The 18,672-nt window shown below is 68.0% G+C and carries 13 protein-coding genes; 3 read left to right on the top strand and 10 right to left on the bottom strand.

Features of this window, described 5'->3' with window-relative positions; genetic code table 11:
- The first annotated feature begins 53 nt into the window (after positions 1-53).
- Positions 54-500, top strand: a complete 447-nt coding sequence (locus tag K254_RS24720) for a Rieske (2Fe-2S) protein (RefSeq protein ID WP_051388774.1) — start codon at positions 54-56, stop codon at positions 498-500.
- 78 nt (positions 501-578) lie between these two features.
- Here K254_RS24720 and K254_RS0103880 read toward each other — a convergent pair whose 3' ends face one another.
- The 10 genes from K254_RS0103880 to K254_RS0103835 form a co-directional block, all read right to left on the bottom strand.
- Positions 579-1,556, bottom strand: coding sequence for an aldo/keto reductase (locus K254_RS0103880; protein WP_026554272.1), 978 nt, complete (start codon positions 1,554-1,556; stop codon positions 579-581).
- Between the two features lie 61 nt (positions 1,557-1,617).
- Positions 1,618-3,000 carry a pyridoxal phosphate-dependent decarboxylase family protein gene (locus K254_RS0103875; RefSeq protein WP_026554271.1) on the bottom strand — a complete coding sequence of 461 codons (1,383 nt, stop codon included), beginning with the start codon at positions 2,998-3,000 and terminating at the stop codon, positions 1,618-1,620.
- Positions 3,001-3,155: 155 nt separating this feature from the next.
- Complete coding sequence (locus K254_RS0103870) at positions 3,156-3,782, bottom strand: hypothetical protein (RefSeq protein ID WP_026554270.1); 627 nt, start codon at positions 3,780-3,782, stop codon at positions 3,156-3,158.
- Complete coding sequence (locus K254_RS0103865; protein ID WP_026554269.1) at positions 3,779-4,345, bottom strand: DUF402 domain-containing protein; 567 nt, start codon at positions 4,343-4,345, stop codon at positions 3,779-3,781. The genes K254_RS0103870 and K254_RS0103865 overlap by 4 nt, the downstream gene beginning before the upstream one ends.
- Positions 4,342-6,315 carry a 1-deoxy-D-xylulose-5-phosphate synthase gene (dxs, locus tag K254_RS0103860; protein ID WP_026554268.1) on the bottom strand — a complete coding sequence of 658 codons (1,974 nt, stop codon included), beginning with the start codon at positions 6,313-6,315 and terminating at the stop codon, positions 4,342-4,344. Before dxs ends, K254_RS0103865 begins: the two co-directional genes overlap by 4 nt.
- 120 nt (positions 6,316-6,435) lie before the next feature.
- Entirely contained in the window at positions 6,436-7,812 is a 1,377-nt protein-coding gene (locus K254_RS21625) for an alpha/beta hydrolase (protein ID WP_196810861.1), read from the bottom strand.
- Between the two features lie 323 nt (positions 7,813-8,135).
- Positions 8,136-10,976, bottom strand: coding sequence for an aconitate hydratase (locus K254_RS0103850; RefSeq protein WP_026554267.1), 2,841 nt, complete (start codon positions 10,974-10,976; stop codon positions 8,136-8,138).
- A gap of 67 nt (positions 10,977-11,043) precedes the next feature.
- Positions 11,044-13,647, bottom strand: a complete 2,604-nt coding sequence (locus K254_RS0103845; protein ID WP_026554266.1) for an HAD-IC family P-type ATPase — start codon at positions 13,645-13,647, stop codon at positions 11,044-11,046.
- Entirely contained in the window at positions 13,644-15,065 is a 1,422-nt protein-coding gene (locus K254_RS0103840) for a class I SAM-dependent RNA methyltransferase (RefSeq protein WP_035748968.1), read from the bottom strand. Before K254_RS0103840 ends, K254_RS0103845 begins: the two co-directional genes overlap by 4 nt.
- Positions 15,062-17,077: an APC family permease gene (locus K254_RS0103835; RefSeq protein ID WP_081709869.1), complete on the bottom strand. Its 2,016-nt coding sequence runs from the start codon at positions 17,075-17,077 to the stop codon at positions 15,062-15,064. Before K254_RS0103835 ends, K254_RS0103840 begins: the two co-directional genes overlap by 4 nt.
- A gap of 184 nt (positions 17,078-17,261) precedes the next feature.
- On the opposite strand from K254_RS0103835, the gene K254_RS0103830 reads away from it, so the two are divergent.
- Both K254_RS0103830 and K254_RS21620 read left to right on the top strand, forming a co-directional pair.
- Positions 17,262-17,936 (top strand): potassium channel family protein, encoded by a 675-nt coding sequence (locus K254_RS0103830; protein WP_026554263.1) that lies wholly within the window; start codon positions 17,262-17,264, stop codon positions 17,934-17,936.
- Positions 17,933-18,613 carry a potassium channel family protein gene (locus tag K254_RS21620; RefSeq protein ID WP_035748966.1) on the top strand — a complete coding sequence of 227 codons (681 nt, stop codon included), beginning with the start codon at positions 17,933-17,935 and terminating at the stop codon, positions 18,611-18,613. Before K254_RS0103830 ends, K254_RS21620 begins: the two co-directional genes overlap by 4 nt.
- Positions 18,614-18,672 lie beyond the last annotated feature (59 nt).

Genomic DNA, 18,672 nt, shown 5'->3' with positions numbered 1-18,672 from the left:
GCCTCCGGCAGACTCACAGCAAGCGTCCAAGGAGTTCTGGCAGACTGGGAAGCATGACGATTGAGCCCACACTGACCCGCCGCACCGTTTTGGGTGTCTCAACCGCCGCCTGCGGCCTCGCCCTCGCCGGTTGTTCCGCGACGAGCCAGGGAGCCGAACCGGCAGGCAGCACCCCCGCACCCATCCCCACGTCCTCCTCCAGCACGCCGGTGCAGGTGGGCAGGCTGGCGGATGTCCCCGTGGGCGGCAGCGCCGCCGGCAAGGCCAATGGCAAGGGTGTGCTGATCTTCCGCCCCGATGAGACCACTGTGCTGGCCTACAGCGACGTCTGCACGCACGCCGGCTGCACGGTGGCGGCGGCCGGCACCAAGTTCACCTGCCCGTGCCACGGCTCCACCTTCAAGGCCGAGGACGGCACGGTGGTGGTCGGCCCCGCACGCCAGGCACTGGAGCGCTACGCCGCCGCGATCGACGGCGAGTTCATCACCGTCAGCATCTAGGCGGCCCTCCCTTTTCGCGTCGCAACCATGTGTGGCCGGGCCCGTACGGGCCCGGCCACAGTCATTTGATCCGGCTCCCTAGAACAGGGCGACCTTCGGCACCACCGGGAAGATGATGTCGAGGGCGGCCAGATCCTCGGTGCTGGGAACCCAGGACGCGGCCGCCGCATTGGCCTGCACCTGGGCCACCGTCGTCGCGCCGGCGATGACGGAGCCCACGGACGGGCGCGAGGCGAGCCAGGAGAACGCTACCTGGACCTCGCTGACGCCACGATCCGCGGCGAAGGCGGAGAACTCCTGCAACTGGCCGAAATCGGCCTTCTCCAGCAGGTTCTGCCGCGAATGCGTCAACCGGCTGCCCTCGGGGGCCTTTCCGGAGCTGTACTTGCCGGTCAGCAGGCCGTTGGCCAGCGGGAAGTACGGAAGCACGCCCAGCCCGTAGGCCTCGGCGGCCGGGGTGACCTCAAGCTCGGCCCGGCGGTCCAGCAGGTTGTAGTGGTTCTGGCTGGAGATGAACGGCGTGTAGCCACCCATCCGGGCGGTGAACTCGGCGTCGGCAATCTGCCATCCGGCCCGGTTCGAGTGACCAATGTAGCGGACCTTGCCGGCGGTGACCAGATCGTCCAGCGCGGCGAGGGTCTCCTCGACGGGGGTTTCATTGTCCGGGGTGTGGAACTGGTAGAGGTCGATCCACTCGGTGCCCAGGCGGCGCAGGGAGGCTTCCGCGGCCTTGATGATGTACCGGCGCGAGCCGCGGCGGCCCCAATCGGCACCGTTGGCCCCGCCCATGTCCAGACCGAACTTGGTGGCGACGATGACGTCGTCGCGTCGTCCCACCAGCGCCTTGCCCAGCATTTCCTCGCTGAGGCCCGGCGTCTTGCCGTAGACATCCGCCACGTCGAAGAGCGTGATGCCGGCGTCGATCGCTGCGTGGATGACGGTGTCGGTGCCTTCTTGGGTTTCGGTGGGCGTGCCGTGGCGGCCCAGATTGTTGCAGCCGAGTCCGACGACGGAAACGGTGAGTCCAGAGTTGCCTAGCTGGCGGTAGTCAGTCATGGATCCACCCTATCGGCCCCGGCAGGGAAGGATTGAGGGTGGAATCATCCGGCGGCGGGGTTCAGGCGGCCGCCACGGCACGCGCCACGGCCGCGATGGAGGCCTCGACGTCGGCGGCATCGGTGGACCAATTGCTGACCGAAATGCGCACAATCTCCCGGCCGCGCCACCGCGAGCCGGACATCCACACCGTCCCATCCTCGATGAGCAGCTCCGCGACCCGGCGGGTCTTCTCATCGGAGCCGAAGGCCAGCGAGATCTGGGTGAAGACGACGTCGTTGAGCACCTCCACCCCGTCCAGCGCGCCCAGCCCCTCCGCCAGCGCTCTGGCGTTGGCCGCCAGGGACTCGATGAGGGCAATGGCACCGCTGCGCCCCAGCGACCGCAGCGCCGCCCACACGGGGACTCCGCGGGCCCGGCGCGAAAACTCCGGGACCCGTTCGAAGGGATCGCCCGGGCCGTCGTCGTCCTGGATGAAATAGCTGGTGTTCACGCCGAACTCGGCCCGCAGGACGTCCGCCTGGGCCACCATGGCAATCCCACAGTCATAGGGGACGTTGAGCGTCTTGTGGGCATCGGTGGCCCACGAGTCGGCGGTGTCCAGCCCGTCCACCAGGTGCCCGAAGGCGGGGCTGGCCGCGGCCCACAGGCCGAACGCGCCGTCCACATGCACCCACGCGCCATGCCGGTGGGCGAGGGCCACGGCCTCGCGCATGGGGTCGAAGGCGCCCGAGTGGAGGTTGCCCGCCTGCAGGGCCACGATCACCGGCCCGTCGATTGCTTCCAAAGCCTCGGACAAGGCGGCCGGGATGATGCGCCCCTGCTCATCCGCGGCGACGGCCACGGGGGCGCCCAGACCCAGATAGCGCAGGGCGAGGTCGATGGAGACATGCCGCTCACCACCCACCAGCACGGTGATGCGCGGCGCACCGCTGAGCCCGTCCCGCTGGACGTCGTGGCCGAGGCGGGCCAGGACGCTCCGCCGGCCGCAGGCAAGCCCCGTGAAGTTGGCCATGGTCGCATCGGTGGTGAAGCCGACGCCCGATGCCCGGGGCAGGTTGAGCAGGTCCAGCAGCCAGCCTCCTGCGGCCTCCTCGGCCGCGGCGATGGCGGGTGTGGCATAGCGCAGCACGGCGTTCTGGTCCCAGGCGCTGACCATCCAGTCCGCGGCGAGGGCCGCCGGGAGCGTGCCGCCGATGACCCAGCCAAAGAACCGGCCGGAGGGCATGGCCATTAGACCGGGTTCGGCCAGGGCAGCCAGCTCGTCGACGACCGCGGCGGGGTCCGTGGGGCCGTCGCGCAGCGGCCCGCCGAACAGCGGAACCAGGGTGTCGGCGTCGGCCGTGGGGCCCATCCGGCGGGTGGACAGCGACTCCAACCACGCAAGCGAGTGCTCCCGCGCCCGGTCAAGGGCCCTGGCATAGGCGTCCATCTCGGCAGACATGGTCCCATGCTAGCCCCGCACATGCCCGCCCGACAGGGGAAGAGTCCCGGTGGATGAGCCAGCGACGCAGCTCCCCTTCCGGGATGCAGTACTAGACGCATCCTGGAAGGGGAACTGCGTCACGAATGCACTTGCGCGTCCCGGAGGTCCCGGACCTAGAGGCTGAAGGCTCCGGGCTTGGGTTGGTGCTTGGCCTTGATGGCGGAGAGATCGTCGTAGGGGGCGACGCCGATGCTGAGCTTGGTGAAGTCCTGCTTGGCTTCGCGGATGGCGATCTTGATGCCGGCGACGGCCTTGGCCGCGTCCGGGCTGAGGGTGTAGATGTTCAGCTTGCCGGTGCCGTGGCCGCCCGCGACGATCTCCGTGCGGTCCACCACGCCGATGCCGCGCCAGGCGAAGTAGGAGGTGATGGCCTCGGAGGCCTTGCGTTCCAGATACTTGTCGCGCTCCCCCGCCGCAGAGTTCTTCAGGGCAAACTGGGCCACAACCCAGGACTGCTCAGCCAGCGGCACCTCGGCAAAACCGTCGGTGACACACTGGTCGTGGAACGCGGCCAGCAGGGCCTCGGCCTCGGCGACGTCTGCCACCTTGTTTTCCTTGGTGGAGCTCTGGAAGCCCACCGGTCCGTGGTTCACCACAAACCAGACACCGTCGTCGTCCGCGTCGCGCGCGTCAATGTCATCGGCGCCGTCGGCATCCTCCGGTTCCGGTGCGTCGATCCATGCCTCGCGGAAGCTCAGTGCCCCGTCGTCGTCCTTCTTGTACAGCCTGACGATGCTCATGCGTCTACCCTTCCCTTGGCGAACCAAGCGGTGTCTCGTCCGTCAAATGGTGCCGCTCCGTCGGTGACGGCGGCAAAAATCCGCTGGCATTCAGCCTCGATGGCCGCCGCTACTGCGGGCGGATAGTCCATCAGCACCCGGTGTTCGGCGAACTCGTCCTCATCATCGATGAAGACGCCGCGCGACCGGGTGGAGATGACATCGAGGTCCATGTCGATCATGTGGAACTCAAAAATGCCCGGCCGAATCTGCTGCCAGTCCAGATCCAGGGCCAGGTCGATGTACATGCGGCAGCCCGTGGGGTGCGCGTCATCGTAGAACGTGGCCACCCAGCTGCCCGTGTGCGGGATCAGCAGGACGGCATCGGATTCCGTGTAGAGGGCCGCTCCCGGGCGGGAGATGAACTCGTTGGTGCCCTGGAAGATCCAGTGGCCGTGTTCGTCCGTACCCAGATAGCGCCCGGGGACCACCCAATGCGCCTTGCCGTTGAACTTGCGGTTCCGTGCCACCACCAGATCGCCCGGCTGGATCCCCACGGGGGCGGGATGTGCGCCGGTGCTCACAGGCGGGGCAGCTGTCCGGTGCGGGGGGCTTCCTGGCCCGGCAGCGGACGGGCGAAAGGAACCTTGGTGCCCAGCACCTGCTCCACGATGTCCTGGGCCACACGCGGGGCGGTCAGGCCAATGCGCTCCAGCACCTGGGACCGGCTGCCGTGCACCAGGAACTCGACGGGCAGGCCCACCTCGTTCAAGGCCGTGTCCACGCCGGCCGCCCGCATTTCCTGGCGGATGCGCGAGCCCACGCCGCCGGCCCGGACGCCGTCCTCCAGGACCACCACGATGCGGTGCTCGGAGGCCAGCTGGACCACGGACTTCGGCACGGGCAGCACCCAGCGCGGATCCACGACAGTGGAGCTGATGCCCTGGGCCCCGAGGCGCTTGGCGACATCCAGGGCCATCTCGCTCATCGAGCCGACGGACACGAGCAGCACGTCAAAGCTGCCGTCGTCGGAGGGGCGCCGGGCCAGGACGTCGACGCCGTCGGCAAGCCGTTCCAGCGCCTTGACCTCCGGCCCCACCACACCCTTGGAGAAGCGGACCACCGTGGGGGCGTCCGAGACGGCCACGGCTTCGCGGAGCTCCTCGCGCAGGCGCACGGCGTCGCGCGGGGCGGCCAGGTGCAGGCCGGGGATGATCTGCAGCATCGCCATGTCCCACATGCCGTGGTGGCTGGGGCCGTCGGGGCCGGTGACACCGGCACGGTCCAGGACCACCGTGACGCCGGCCTTGTGCAGGGCCACATCCATCAGCAGCTGGTCGAAGGCGCGGTTGAGGAAGGTGGCGTAGATGGCGACCACTGGGTGCAGGCCGCCGAAGGCCATGCCCGCGGCGCTGGTCAGGGCATGCTGCTCGGCGATGCCGACGTCGAACACGCGCTCGGGGTGATTGGCCGCCATCTTGTGCAGGCCCACCGGGATCAGCATGGCCCCGGTGATGCCGACGACGTCGGGCCGCTCATCGGCGATGTCGGCGATTTCATCGGCAAAGACGGAGGTCCAGGACTTGCCGCTGGGCGAATCCATCGGCTCCCCCGTCTCCGGGTCGATGACGCCGACGGCGTGGAACTGGTCCGCTTCATGGGCGCGGGCCGGCGCATAGCCGCGGCCCTTTTCGGTGATGGCGTGGACGATGACCGGGCCGGCATAGTTGCGGGCGGTGGCCAGTGCGGCCTCCATGGCCTTCTGGTCGTGGCCGTCCACCGGGCCGATGTACTTCAGGCCCAGATCGTCAAAGAGGCCCTGCGGGGCCCACCAGTCCTTGACGCCCTTCTTGGCGGCGTGCAGGCTCTTGTAGATGAACTGCCCGGCCAGATTGCCGGACTGCAGCTTCTGCTTGGCCCAGCTCATGGTGTCTTCGTAGCGGCGGTGCGTGCGGACCTGGTCGATGGCCGGGCGCAGCGAGGCGAGGTAGTCGGCCAGGCCGCCGACGGTGGGCGCGTAGGAGCGGCCGTTGTCGTTGACCACAATCACCACACGGCGGCGCTTGTCCGCGGCAATGTTGTTCAGCGCTTCCCAGGTCATGCCACCGGTCAGGGCACCGTCGCCGATGACGGCCACCGTGTAGCGGTCGCCGTCGCCGGTGAGCTGGCGGGCGCGGGAGATGCCGTCGGCCCAGGACAGCGAGGAGGAGGCGTGCGAGCTCTCCACAATGTCGTGCACGGATTCGCCGCGGTCCGGGTAGCCCGAGAGGCCGCCCTGCTGGCGCAGCGTGGAGAAGTCCTGCCGGCCGGTGACCAGCTTGTGCACATAGGACTGGTGCCCCGTGTCGAAAATGACGCTGTCACGGGGCGAATCAAAGATGCGGTGGATCGCCAGAGTCATCTCGACGACGCCGAGGTTGGGGCCCAGGTGGCCGCCCGTCTGGGACACATTGGCCACCAGAAATTCGCGGATCTCCGCAGCTAGCTGGACCATCTGCTCGTCAGTGAGCCTGCTCAGGTCCTGCGGATGCCCGATCGTTTCCAAAAGTCCCATACGTCCCCTCCTTGGATTGACCGTCAACCTACAACTCTATCGCCTGCCGAACCGTGCCCCTGCCAACGGCGGGCGCCTGCCGTTGTGCGCGCGACTCCAGATGCCGCCCGTCCTTCCGGTTCACCGATCCAGCGGCACCCCGCTCCTCAAGGATGAGACGACGTCGAGGATCGCCTGAGCGGTGGCGGCCGCATCCTCCTTCTCCGAGACCAGCGATGCGTGGGTGGCGCCCTCGACAGTACGATGCACGCTGTTGGTCGACAGGGTGGCCAGGGCGTTCTGCGCCGCGGACCAGCCGGCGGCACTTCCACTGCCGGCACTCAGGACGACCAACGGCTTGCCGCCAAAACCACGAAGGGCTGCAGCCTCCTCCACCGAGGATCCACCCTGGACATACTCGTCGATGGTGCTGCGCAGTTGGCTTGCCGTCGCACTGCTGGCTCGGGCCTCATCCCGGGAGAGCGGCGGCAGGCTGCCGTAGTCCAACTGGCCGTAGAGGCGGCCCAGACCAAGGCGGGCCGCGGTTGAAATCACCATGGAGACCCGGCCCGGGAGGTCGTACGAACCTGCACTCCGGGGCGGTGCTGGTCCAGGGTGCGCGGCCGGTGCAGTGGAGTCCACCAGCACCATTCCTGCCACGTCATCTGGATATTGGGCCGCGAAGGCGAGTGCGTAGAGACCGCCGAAGGAGTGGCCCGCCAGCACATAGGGACCTGGCACGTTCCCGCGCTGCAGCAAGGTGTGAAGGTCGGCAGCAATCTGCGCGCCGTCCTGTGGTGTGTCGGCGGGCTCGCTCCAGCCCCGGCCGGCGCGGTCATAGACACAGACCCGGGTGCCGCTGGCCACAGCCGGCGCTATCCACCCGAGAACCGAGGACATCTCACCGGCCCCGGGTTCGAGCACTACCGTGGGGCTTCCCGAGCCGGTGCAGTCCAGGTGCAGGCGGTGCCCGCCGACGTCGACCAGCTGGCCGGCCATCGGGTGGGCCCTGGCATCCACAGCTTCCAGCACCGTCTCGCAGCCGCCGGCCACCGACACAAGGGCCAAAAGCGCCGCCACCGGGTAGAGCAGCAGCCGTCTGCTCCGGCTCAGCAGCCGCCGTCGGGCCCGGACGACCATCCAGACCACCACGACCAACAGGGCCGGGGGCCACACCCAATTCAGCACCCCGTGGACCGGGGAGCCGAACAGGAGAAGAAGCAGGCCGCACCCGCCCAGGAACACCGCAGGAGCCCAGGCCCACCGCTGTGGCTCCTCGGTGAACCGTGCCGAGAGCACGGCCAACAATGCCCAGCCAAGCGCGAATCCGCACAGCAGTGCACCAGTGATGCTGCCCTCCCGGAACGGGACAAAGGGTGCGGCGGCGAATGCCAGAGCCGCGAGGAGGCCAGCGGCCATCGAGCCCAACACTATCCAGCCGAGGTGTCTCCGCGCACCGGAGCCAAGGCGGAACGGGCTGTCCGGGCCCTGGGACTGCGGCGTGGGGTTGGTGGCCACGATCGGCTCGATTCCATGCACTGCCGGCGCCGCGCGAGTCCAGTCGTCTGTCCTCGTGGCACGTACCGTTCCTTCGACCATAGAGCACTATTGCCGCCATGGCCCCGGTTGGCGGAACAAAGCTGCGCCTCGGCCATGAGCAGGGGCTGGATCCAGCGGGCAAACGCAGAAGGGCCCCGGCCCGCCGATCGGAAATCCGATGGACGGGCCGGGGCCCTACTGTGTGGCTATGCCTACAGATTCAGACTATGCAGCCGAGACGATCTCAGCGCACCCTGCAAAACAGACAGCGTTTGTACAGCCACGGCTGTCTTACCGGGGCCCTACGCCGAGATCTGGCGCAGCACGTACTGCAGGATGCCGCCGTTGCGGTAGTAGTCCGCCTCGCCGGGGGTGTCGATGCGCAGCACGGCGTCGAACGAGGTGGCAGTGCCATCCTCGGCCGTGGCGGTGACCTTGAGCGTCTTCGGCGTGGTGCCGTTGTTCAGCTCGGTGACGCCTTCGATCGCGAAGACCTCGGTGCCGGTCAGGCCCAGGGTTTCGGCGTTCTGGCCGGCCGGGTACTGCAGCGGGAGGACGCCCATGCCGATGAGGTTGGAGCGGTGGATGCGCTCGTAACTCTCGGCGACGACGGCCTTGACGCCCAGCAGGGCGGTGCCCTTGGCAGCCCAGTCACGGGAGGAACCGGAGCCGTACTCCTTGCCAGCCAGGACCACCAGCGCGGTGCCCGCGGCCTGGTAGTTCTGCGAGGCGTCGTAGACGTAGGCCTGCGGGCCGCTGTCGACGGTGAAGTCGCGGGTGAAGCCACCCTCGACGCCGGCGCCGTCGTTGAAGGAGGACAGCAGCTGGTTCTTGATGCGGATGTTTGCGAACGTACCGCGGATCATGACCTCGTGGTTGCCGCGGCGGGAGCCGTAGGAGTTGAAGTCCTTGCGCTCCACCCCGTTGGCCAGCAGGTACTGGCCGGCGGGGGTCTCGGACTTGAACGAACCAGCGGGGCTGATGTGGTCGGTGGTGACCGAATCGCCCAGCTTGAGCAGCACGCGGGCGCCGGCGATGTCCTTGACCGGGTCCGGCGTTGCCTTCATTCCCTCGAAGTACGGGGGCTTGCGCACGTAGGTGGACTTGGGATCCCAGGCGAAGGTGTCGCCCTCGGGGGTGTCCAGAGCCTTCCAACGGTCGTCGCCATCGAAGATGGTGGCGTAGGAGTTGGTGAACATCTCACGGTCGATCGAGGCGTCCATGACGTTCTGGACCTCCACCGGGTTCGGCCAGATGTCCTTCAGGAAGACGTCGTTGCCGGCCTCGTCCTGGCCCAGGGCATCGTTTTCGAAGTCGAAGTCCATGGTGCCGGCCAGGGCGTAGGCGATGACCAGCGGCGGGGAGGCCAGGTAGTTCATCTTGACGTCCGGGTTGATGCGGCCTTCGAAGTTGCGGTTGCCGGAAAGCACAGCCGTCACGGAGAGGTCGTTGTCCTGGATGGCCGCGGAGATCTCGGTGTCCAGCGGGCCGGAGTTGCCGATGCAGGTGGCGCAGCCGTAGCCCACGGTGTAGAAGCCAAGCTTCTCCAGGTACGGGATCAGGCCGGACTTCTCGTAGTAGTCGGTGACTACCTTGGAGCCGGGGGCAACGGAGGTCTTGACCCAGGGCTTGGAGGACAGGCCCTTGTTGACGGCGTTGCGGGCCAGCACGGCGGCGGCCAGCATCACGGACGGGTTGGACGTGTTGGTGCAGGAGGTGATCGAGGCGATCGACACAGCGCCGTGGTCCAGCTCGAACTCGACACCCTCGGAGTTCTTCACGTGCACCGGAGAGGACACGCGGCCGTTGGCGTTCGCTGCGGCGGAAACCACTGCGCGCTCGGTCTCGTGGGTGTGGTTGTCCGGGTGGGTGAAGGACGGGGCGTCGGAGGCCGGGAAGCTTTCTTCCAGGGACTCGTCAACCGTGTTGCCCTCGGCGTTGGCGTCGGCTGCAACGTAGTTCTTCAGGTCCGAACGGAACTGGGACTTGGCGTTGGTCAGCTCGATGCGGTCCTGCGGACGCTTCGGGCCCGAGATGGACGGAACCACGGTGGAGAGGTCCAGTTCCAGGTACTCGGAGAACTTGATCTCCACGGACGGGTCGTGCCACAGGCCCTGCTCCTTGGCGTACGCCTCAACCAGGGCAAGCTGGTCCTCGGAGCGGCCGGTCAGGCGCAGGTAGTCGATGGTGACGGAGTCGATCGGGAACATGGCGGCAGTGGAGCCGAACTCCGGGCTCATGTTGCCGATGGTGGCGCGGTTGGCCAGCGGCACAGCCGCAACGCCCTCGCCGTAGAACTCGACGAACTTGCCCACGACGCCATGCTTGCGCAGCTGCTCGGTGATCGTCAGGACGACGTCGGTTGCCGTTGCGCCGGCCGGGATGGAGCCGGTCAGCTTGAAGCCGACGACGCGCGGGATCAGCATGGAGACGGGCTGGCCCAGCATGGCGGCCTCGGCCTCGATGCCGCCAACGCCCCAGCCGAGCACGCCCAGGCCGTTGACCATGGTGGTGTGGGAGTCGGTGCCGACCAGGGTGTCCGGGTAGGCGCGCAGCTTGCCATCAACCTCGCGGGTCATGACGGTGCGGGCCAGGTACTCGATGTTGACCTGGTGGACAATGCCCATGCCCGGGGGGACGACCTTGAAGTCTTCGAAGGCGGTCTGGCCCCAGCGCAGGAACTGGTAGCGCTCACCGTTGCGCTGGTATTCGATCTCCATGTTGCGCTCGACGGCGCCGGAGTTGCCGAAGACATCGATCTGCACGGAGTGGTCGATGACCATCTCGGCCGGAGCCAGCGGGTTGACACGCGTGGGGTCTCCGCCGAGTTCCTTCACGGCCTCGCGCATGGTTGCCAGGTCCACAACACAGGGCACGCCCGTGAAGTCCTGCATGATCACGCGGGCCGGGGTGAACTGGATCTCCGTGTCGGGCTGTGCATCCGGGTTCCACCCGGCCAGCGCGCGCACGTGGTCTGCGGTGATGTTGGCACCGTCTTCGGTGCGCAGGAGGTTCTCCAGCAGCACCTTGAGGCTGAACGGAAGGTTCTGTGCACCTTCAACGGAATTCAGCCGAAAAATCTCATAATCGGTTCCGGCGACATTAAGTACACCCTTTGAACCAAAACTGTCCACATTCGTCATAATTGGACTCCTCTCGCCACAGCTTTATCTTTGCCACGCAGGCACCTACCCGCTAGTAAGGGATGCCTTACTCGCGTTCGGACACGGCCCCATGTTTCTTCAGGGTCCGGTACAGGATTTCGATGCCGGCGCAGCCCAGCACAACTACGCCCATCGTAGCCGCTAGCAGCCCCCCGGAGGGTATCTGCAGGGCGAAGAAGTCGCGGGCAAAGGGGATCGCCAGAATCAGCGACAGCGCCAGCACCATCGCCCCCACCAGCAGCGCCCGCCATCTGTCGAACGGGCGGGCCAGGGCGCCGAGCACCCACAGCGCCACCAGCAGCACCGTCATGGTGGCGGCCGTCTGCGATGCGGCGACGACGCCGGCGTCGTCCAGCTCCGGATCGGGGAACGCCCGGGCAAAGGCGTAAACGCCCAAAATGCAGGCGCTGACGATGGCACCGGCCGGGACGGAGAACATCAGCGCACGCCGCAGGAAGCCGGGCTGGTAGCGGCGCTTGTTGGGCAGCAGGGCCAGGAAGAAGGCGGGGATGCCGATGGTCAGCGAACTCACAATAGAGAGCTGGCGCGGCAGGAACGGGTACTGCCACAGCGCAATGCCTATCACCAGGGAGATGATGACAGCGTAGGAGGTCTTGGTCAGGAAGAGGTTGGCCACGCGCTCGACGTTGGCAATCACCCGCCGCCCCTCGGCGACGACGCCGGGCATCCGGGAGAACTGGCCGTCCAGCAGCACCAGCCGCGAGACGGCCTTGGTGGCCGCGGCGCCCGAGCCCATGGCGATGCCGATGTCCGCGTGCTTGAGCGCCAGCGCGTCGTTGACGCCGTCGCCCGTCATGGCCACCACATGGCCGCGCTGCTGCAGCGCCAGCACGATGCTCTTCTTCTGCTCCGGGGTCACCCGGCCCAGTACGTGCTCGCGTTCGAGCACCTCCCCGATCCCCTCAAGGTCCTGGGGCAGCTGCCGGGCGTCGTAGCCGGAACCGGCGTTCTCGAAGCCCACCTGGCGGGCGACGGCGGCCACGGTGAGCGGATTGTCGCCGGACACCACCCGCAGTTGGACTCCCTGCTCGCGGAAATATGACAACGTTTGGGCCGCGTCGGGCCGGACCTTCTCGCTGAACGTGACGATCACGGCCGGCACCAGATCCACCGGCAGCACGCCGGCCACCAGACTGTCGTTGTCGGCGGCATCGGTCGTCGATGAGTGGGCCAGGATGAGCGCCCGGTGTCCGGTGGCAGCGATGGCGGCGGCCCGTTCCAGGGCATGGGCGTGGCGCCCATGATCGGGCGTGAGCACCATCTCCGGGGCGCCGAAGACCCATTGGCCGGCGGGTGCACCGGGTGCCGCGGGGAAGGCGACGGCGCTGAACTTGCGGGCGCTGTTGAAGGGCAGCTGGGCCGACGGCGCCACGGCAGGCGGCGCCGTGAAGGCCGCTGTGAGCGCGGCGGCCGTGGCGTTGGCATTGGCGTCGGCACCGATCCAGGCCAGCACGGACTCCCATCCCTGCACGGCTGCGGCACCCCCGGCGTCGGCCGCAGAGGCGGACCCCTCCGCTGCGGCGGGCACCGGGGCGGGCAGCACCTGCTGGTCCACCAGCACGATCTCCCCCTCGGTCAGGGTGCCGGTCTTGTCCAGGCAGACCATGTCCACGCGCGCCAGGCCCTCCACGGCGGGCAGTTCCTGCACCAGCACCTGGCGGCGGGCCAGCGTCACGGCGGCCAGCCCGAAGGAGATGGAGGTCAGCAGGACCAGCCCCTCGGGGATCATCGCCACGATGGAGGCGACGGCGCTCACCACCGCCGTGCGCCAGGCACCGGAGGCCAGGGCCTCGATCCAGCCACCGTGGGCCTGCATCTGGCCGTTGACCACCAGGAGCACCAGCGGGATGAGGGCCCAGGTGATGTACAGGATGATCCGGTTGATGGAATTGCGGATCTCCGAGTTCACCAGCGAGAAGCGTTTGGCCTCTGCGGTGATCTTGTTGGCATAGGACTCAGCGCCCACCCGGACGACCCGGGCGGTGCCGTGGCCGGAGACCACGGCCGAGCCGGAGAGGACCTCGTCCCCGGGCTGCTTTTCCACCGGGTCCGACTCCCCCGTCAGCAGGGATTCATCCACAGACAGCCCCTCGCCGGCGAGCAGGAGTCCATCGGCGGGGACCTGGTCGCCGGTGCGCAGCACCAGCACGTCGTCGTGCACCACGGCGCCGACGGCCAGCTCGGCCACCTCGCCGCCGCGCAGCACCCTGGCCCGGGGTGCATGGAGCACCGCCAGACGGTCCAGGGTGCGTTTGGCGCGGTACTCCTGCACTACGCCGATGGCCGCGTTGGCCAGCACGATGAAGCCGAAGAGGGCGTCCCGCGGATCGCCCACCAGCAGCACCACCACCAGGCAGGCGCCCAGCACGCCGTTGAACAGCGTGAAGATGTTGGCGCGCATGATGGCCCAGACGCTGCGGCTGCTCTCGTGCGAGACCTCATTGGTCAGCTCCGCGGCCGTGCGCTCCCCCACTTGGCCGGCGTCAAGCCCCAAGGCGGCCAGCAGCTCCGCGTCCAGCGGAGCCAGGGCCGCCCGCGCCGCCGCCAGCCGTTCATGGCGGGCGGCGGCACGGGCCGCAAGGATGCGGGAAGACCTCGGTGGCTTGTTCCTCGTGAGGTCTTTGGTCAACGGCGCTCCCCGGGCGTCAGCAGGGCGACGGTCTCCAGGTGGTGGGTGTGCGGGTACAGATCGAAGGCCCGCAGCGCGGCCAGCTCCCAGCCGTTGTTGCGGAAGTACGACAGGTCGCGGGCGAAGGAGGCGGGGTCGCAGGAGACGTAGGCGATGGCGCGGGGGCCGGTGGCCGCCAGCTGGCGGACCACTGCCTTGCCGGCGCCGGCGCGCGGCGGATCGAGCACGACGGCGTCAAAGCTGCGGCGGGCGTCGGAGAGGACCCGCTCCACGCGGCCCTGCGTGATGGACACCTGCGGCGCGGCGTGGAGGTTCTTGCGGGCATCGCGGCTGGTGCCGGCCGAGCCCTCCACGGACAGCACGGTGCCGGTCTCGCCGACGGCGTCGGCCAGCGGGGCGGTGAAGAGCCCGGCCCCGGCATAGAGGTCGGCAACGCCGGCGCCCGGGGCCAGGAAGCCGCCGTCGGACAGGTAGCCCAGCGCAACGTCCGTCAGGACGGCAGGGGCCTGGCGGTGGATCTGCCAGAAGCCGGCACCCGTGACACGGAACTCGTGTCCGGCTGCGGTTTCGGAGACCCAGCCGCGGCCGGCCAGCACCGTGGTGGCACCGCTTTCGGGGTTCCACCCGGCCACGGAGACGGGTCCGGTGGCGGCGGCCTTGATGGCATTGGAGACGCGCTTGAGGGCCAGGCCTGCGGCCTTCTCCCCCAGCTCCTCGCCGGGGGCCAGCAGCACCAGCGGCACCGAACCGTTGGCCGGGGCCGCCACCTCGATGCGGGAGATGCCCGTGAGGTCGATCTCCCACAGGCGCAGCTCGTTGATGGCATCCACGGCCAGCGGCATCACTGACACGGGCACGATCTGGGTGGAGCGGTGGGCGTGCATGCCCAGCCTGCCGGAAGGCGTGACGGCGAAGGCAGCGCGTGTGCGCCAGCCCAGGCCCGCCTGCTGCGCCTCGGTGCCATTGGCGTCGATGTCCTCCACGCCCGCGTCCAGGATGCCGGCACGGGCGGCGATCCACTCGGCGTCGATCCCGGCCAGGCGCTGCAGCTGCTCGCGCAGCACGGCCTCCTTCAGCGCCAGCTGGGCATTGCGGCTGATGTGGCCGAACTCGGCACCACCCACGGGCAGCTTGCCACGCCGTCCAGCGGCAACGGCGTCGGCCTCGGGCCAGAAATGCGGCACGCGGTCGGCGGAGGGCTCAAGGATCTCGACGACGTCGGCACGCCAGAAGCTGGCGCCCTCCTCGTGGTCGGTCAGGCGGACCTTGACCACCTCGCCGGGCAGGGCGTGGCGGACGAAGATCACCCGGCCCTCGTGCCGCGCGACGCAGTGGCCGCCATGGGCCACCGGCCCTACGGTGACGATCAGATCGGCGGTGGGCGCGGCGGTGTTTGCCTGGGGCAGCACGGGGGTCATGAACTCAATTCCTGGTATTTCTGGGCATCTTTGGACGATTTCAACTGCCAGGGCACGCTCGCGACCATCACTCCGGGTTCAAAGTGGAGCCTGGTCTTGATGCGCAGGGCCGTCTGATTGTGCACCAGCTGCTCCCACCACTTGCCCACCACGTATTCGGGGATGTAGACCACAATCAGATCGCGCGGCGAGTCCCGCCGCATGGCCGTGATGTGGTTCATGATGGGTGTGATGGTCTCCCGGTACGGGCTGGCCAGCACGGTCAGCGGCACCGGAATTTCCAGCCTGTCCCAATCCGCCACGGTCCGTTCCGTCTCCGTGGCGTCGATGTCAACTGTAATCGCCTCCAGCGTGGACGGGCGCGACGCGCGGGCAAAGGCCAGGGCGCGGAGGACCGGTTTGCGCACGTGGGAGACCAGAATGACGGCGTGCACCCGCGAGGGCAGTGCCCGCGCCGAGGCGTCATCTTCGACGGCCAACTCCTTGGCCACATTGTCGTAGTGGGCCCTGATGCTCCACATGATCAGGAACAGCACCAGCATGGCCAGCAGGGCAATCCAGGCACCCTGTTCAAACTTGGTGATCAGCACGATGATCAGCACCGTCGCCGTCATGGAGAAGCCTACGGCGTTGATGGTGCGCGAGCGGAGCATCAGTCGCCGGGCATGCTTGTCCTTGACCCTGCGCAGCTCGCGGCCCCAGTGCCGCACCATGCCGATTTGGCTGGCCGTGAAGGAGATGAACACGCCCACGATGTAGAGCTGGATCAGCTTGGTGACGTCGGCATTGAAGGCCACGATCAGAATGATCGCACCCAGGGCCAGTGCCAATACGCCGTTGCTGAAGGCCAGCCTGTCGCCGCGGGTGCGCAGCTGGCGGGGCAGGTAGCCGTCCTGGGCCAGGATCGAGGCCAGCACCGGGAAGCCGTTGAACGCCGTATTGGAGGCGAAGACCAGGATGACACCGGTGGCGGCCACGATCAGGAAGAACGCGACCGAGCCGCTGCCGAACACCGTGGCAGCGATCTGGCTGATGGCCGGGTTCTGGACGTAGCCCTCGGGCAGCGGCTCTCCGTTGAGCAGAAACTCCCGGTGCGGATCCAGCACAATGTGGACCTTGGTGGCCTGGGCCAGGAAGAGGATGCCGGCCAGCATGGCAGCGGCGATGGCCCCGAGCAGCAGAAGCGTGGTCGCGGCATTCTTGCTCTTGGGCTTCTGGAAGTTGGGCACACCATTGCTGATGGCCTCCACACCCGTCAGGGCCGCTGCACCGGAGGAGAAGGCACGCAGCAGCAGGAAGCCGCCGGCCAGGCCCACCAGCCCGGATTCAAAACCGGGTTCGGGGACGATCTCAAAGGCGGCCGAAGCGGCCGTGCCGAGCGTGCCGTTGACGGCCTTGAACACGCCCACCGCCGTCATGCCCAGAATACAGAACATGAAGATGTAGGTGGGCACGGCAAAGACGCTGCCCGCCTCCTTGATGCCGCGCAGGTTCACCAGCGCCAGCACCACGACGCCGATGACGGCGATCCAGGCCTGGGTGCCGTGCATGCCGGGAACGGCCGTGGCCAGGTAGTTGGCGGCCGAGGACATCGACACCGCCACCGTGAGCACATAGTCCACCAGCAGGGCCGAGGCCACCGTCAGCCCGGCAAACTTGCCCAGGTTGACGTTGGCAATCTCATAGTCGCCACCTCCGGAGGGGTAGGCGTGCACGTTCTGCCGGTAGGAGGCGACCACCGTCAGCAGGACCACCATGACGGCGATGCCCACCCATGGCGCCATGGTCACCGCGGCGACGCCGGCCAGGGCCAGGGTCAGCAGGATCTCATCCGGGGCGTAGGCCACCGAGGACAGGGCGTCGGAGGCGAAAACGGGCAGGGCTATCCGCTTGGGCAGCAGGGTATGGGCCAGTTTGTCGTTCCGAAAGGGACGACCAACCAGCACGCGCTTGAACGCGTTGAAAAATGTCAGCACGCGGGTAACGCTAGCCGTTCCGCGGGGCAATGTCATGACGGCGGAGCACTGCTTCATCAATGGACATCGCCACCGGCCCTGGCGGACACGGTGTGGACAAGGGCTGGGCAAAGGACTGGCAATTGGTATGGACCGGCCCGCAAGCTGATAATGTCCACAGTCGGACTTATCACCATGCCGGTCCACGCCCCTGCGGGCGCCGGCAGCTAGAGGAGCATCAGTGGCACATTTTGTGATCATGGGCTGCGGCCGTGTCGGCGCCACCTTGGCGCACACACTGGAGGATGCCGGGCATTCGGTGGCCATCATTGACCAGGACGACCGCGCCTTCCGCCGGCTGCGGACCGGGTTCTCCGGCCGCCGTGTGACGGGCGTGGGCTTCGACCGCGAGACACTCAAGCAGGCGGACATTGAAAATGCCTACGCCTTTGCCGCCGTGTCCAGCGGCGACAACTCCAATGTGCTGGCCACCCGCGTAGCCCGCGAGACTTTCCACGTGCAGCATGTGGTGGCCCGCATCTACGACCCGGGCCGCGCCGAGATCTACCAGCGCCTGGGCATCCCCACCGTGGCCGCCGTGCGTTGGAGCGCCGACCAGGTACTGCGCCGCATCCTGCCGGAGGCCAACATCTCCGGCGATTTCCGCGAGCCCTCAGGGCGCCTGATCCTCACCGAGGTGACGCTGCATCCGGGCTGGATCGGCCGGCACATCATGGACATCGAGCGTGCAGCCCGCTGCCGGGTTGCCTACCTGACCCGCTTCGGCGAGGGCATGCTGGTGGCCGAGGACACCAGCTACCAGCAGGGCGACACAGTCCACGTCATGCTGCGCGTGGCCGAGGACGCCGAGATCACCCGCATTCTTGCCAGTGCCCCCGCGAAGGAGTCCGAGTGAAAGTCGTCATTGTCGGGGCAGGCAGCGTGGGCTGTTCAATTGCCCGCGAACTGCTCTCCCATGAGCACGAGATCCTGCTGATCGATCCCAAGCCCGAGGTGATCGGCCGCAGCGGACTGCGCGGCGCCCGCTGGCTGGTGGGCGATGCCTGCGAAATCAGCACCCTGCGCGAGGCCAAGCTGGACGAGGCCGACGTCGTCGTCTCCGCCACGGGCGATGACAAGGTGAACCTGGTGGTCTCGCTGCTGGCAAAGACGGAGTTTGGCGTGGGCCGCACCGTGGGCCGGGTCAACAACCCCAAGAACGACTGGATGTTCGACGACTCCTGGGGCGTCGACGTCGCCGTGAACACCCCGCGCCTGATGACGGCGCTGGTGGAGGAGGCGGTGGAGATCGGCGACCTGGTGCGCCTGCTGACGCTGCAGACAGGCGTTGCCTCGCTGGTGGAGTTCACCGTGCCCAGCGATTCGCATCTCATCGGCAGCACAGTGGGCGTTGTCGAATGGCCCCAGGATGCCACGCTGGTGGCCATCCTGCGCGACGAAGCGCCCATCGCGCCCAGCTCCGACGACGTCATCGAGAGCGGCGACGAGCTGTTCTTCGTCTCAACGATCGACGCCGAGCACGGCCTGCGCACCCTGCTCTCCCCCACCAAGCGGAACCGCCAGACCGACTAGGTGACAGGTATCTCACGTTCCGGTGCCCGGAACGTGAGATACCTGTCACTCAGTTGGGA

The sequence above is a fragment of the Arthrobacter sp. 35W genome (assembly GCF_000482545.1).
GTDB lineage: Bacteria > Actinomycetota > Actinomycetes > Actinomycetales > Micrococcaceae > Specibacter.
This window is presented reverse-complemented; position numbering and strand designations above follow the sequence as displayed.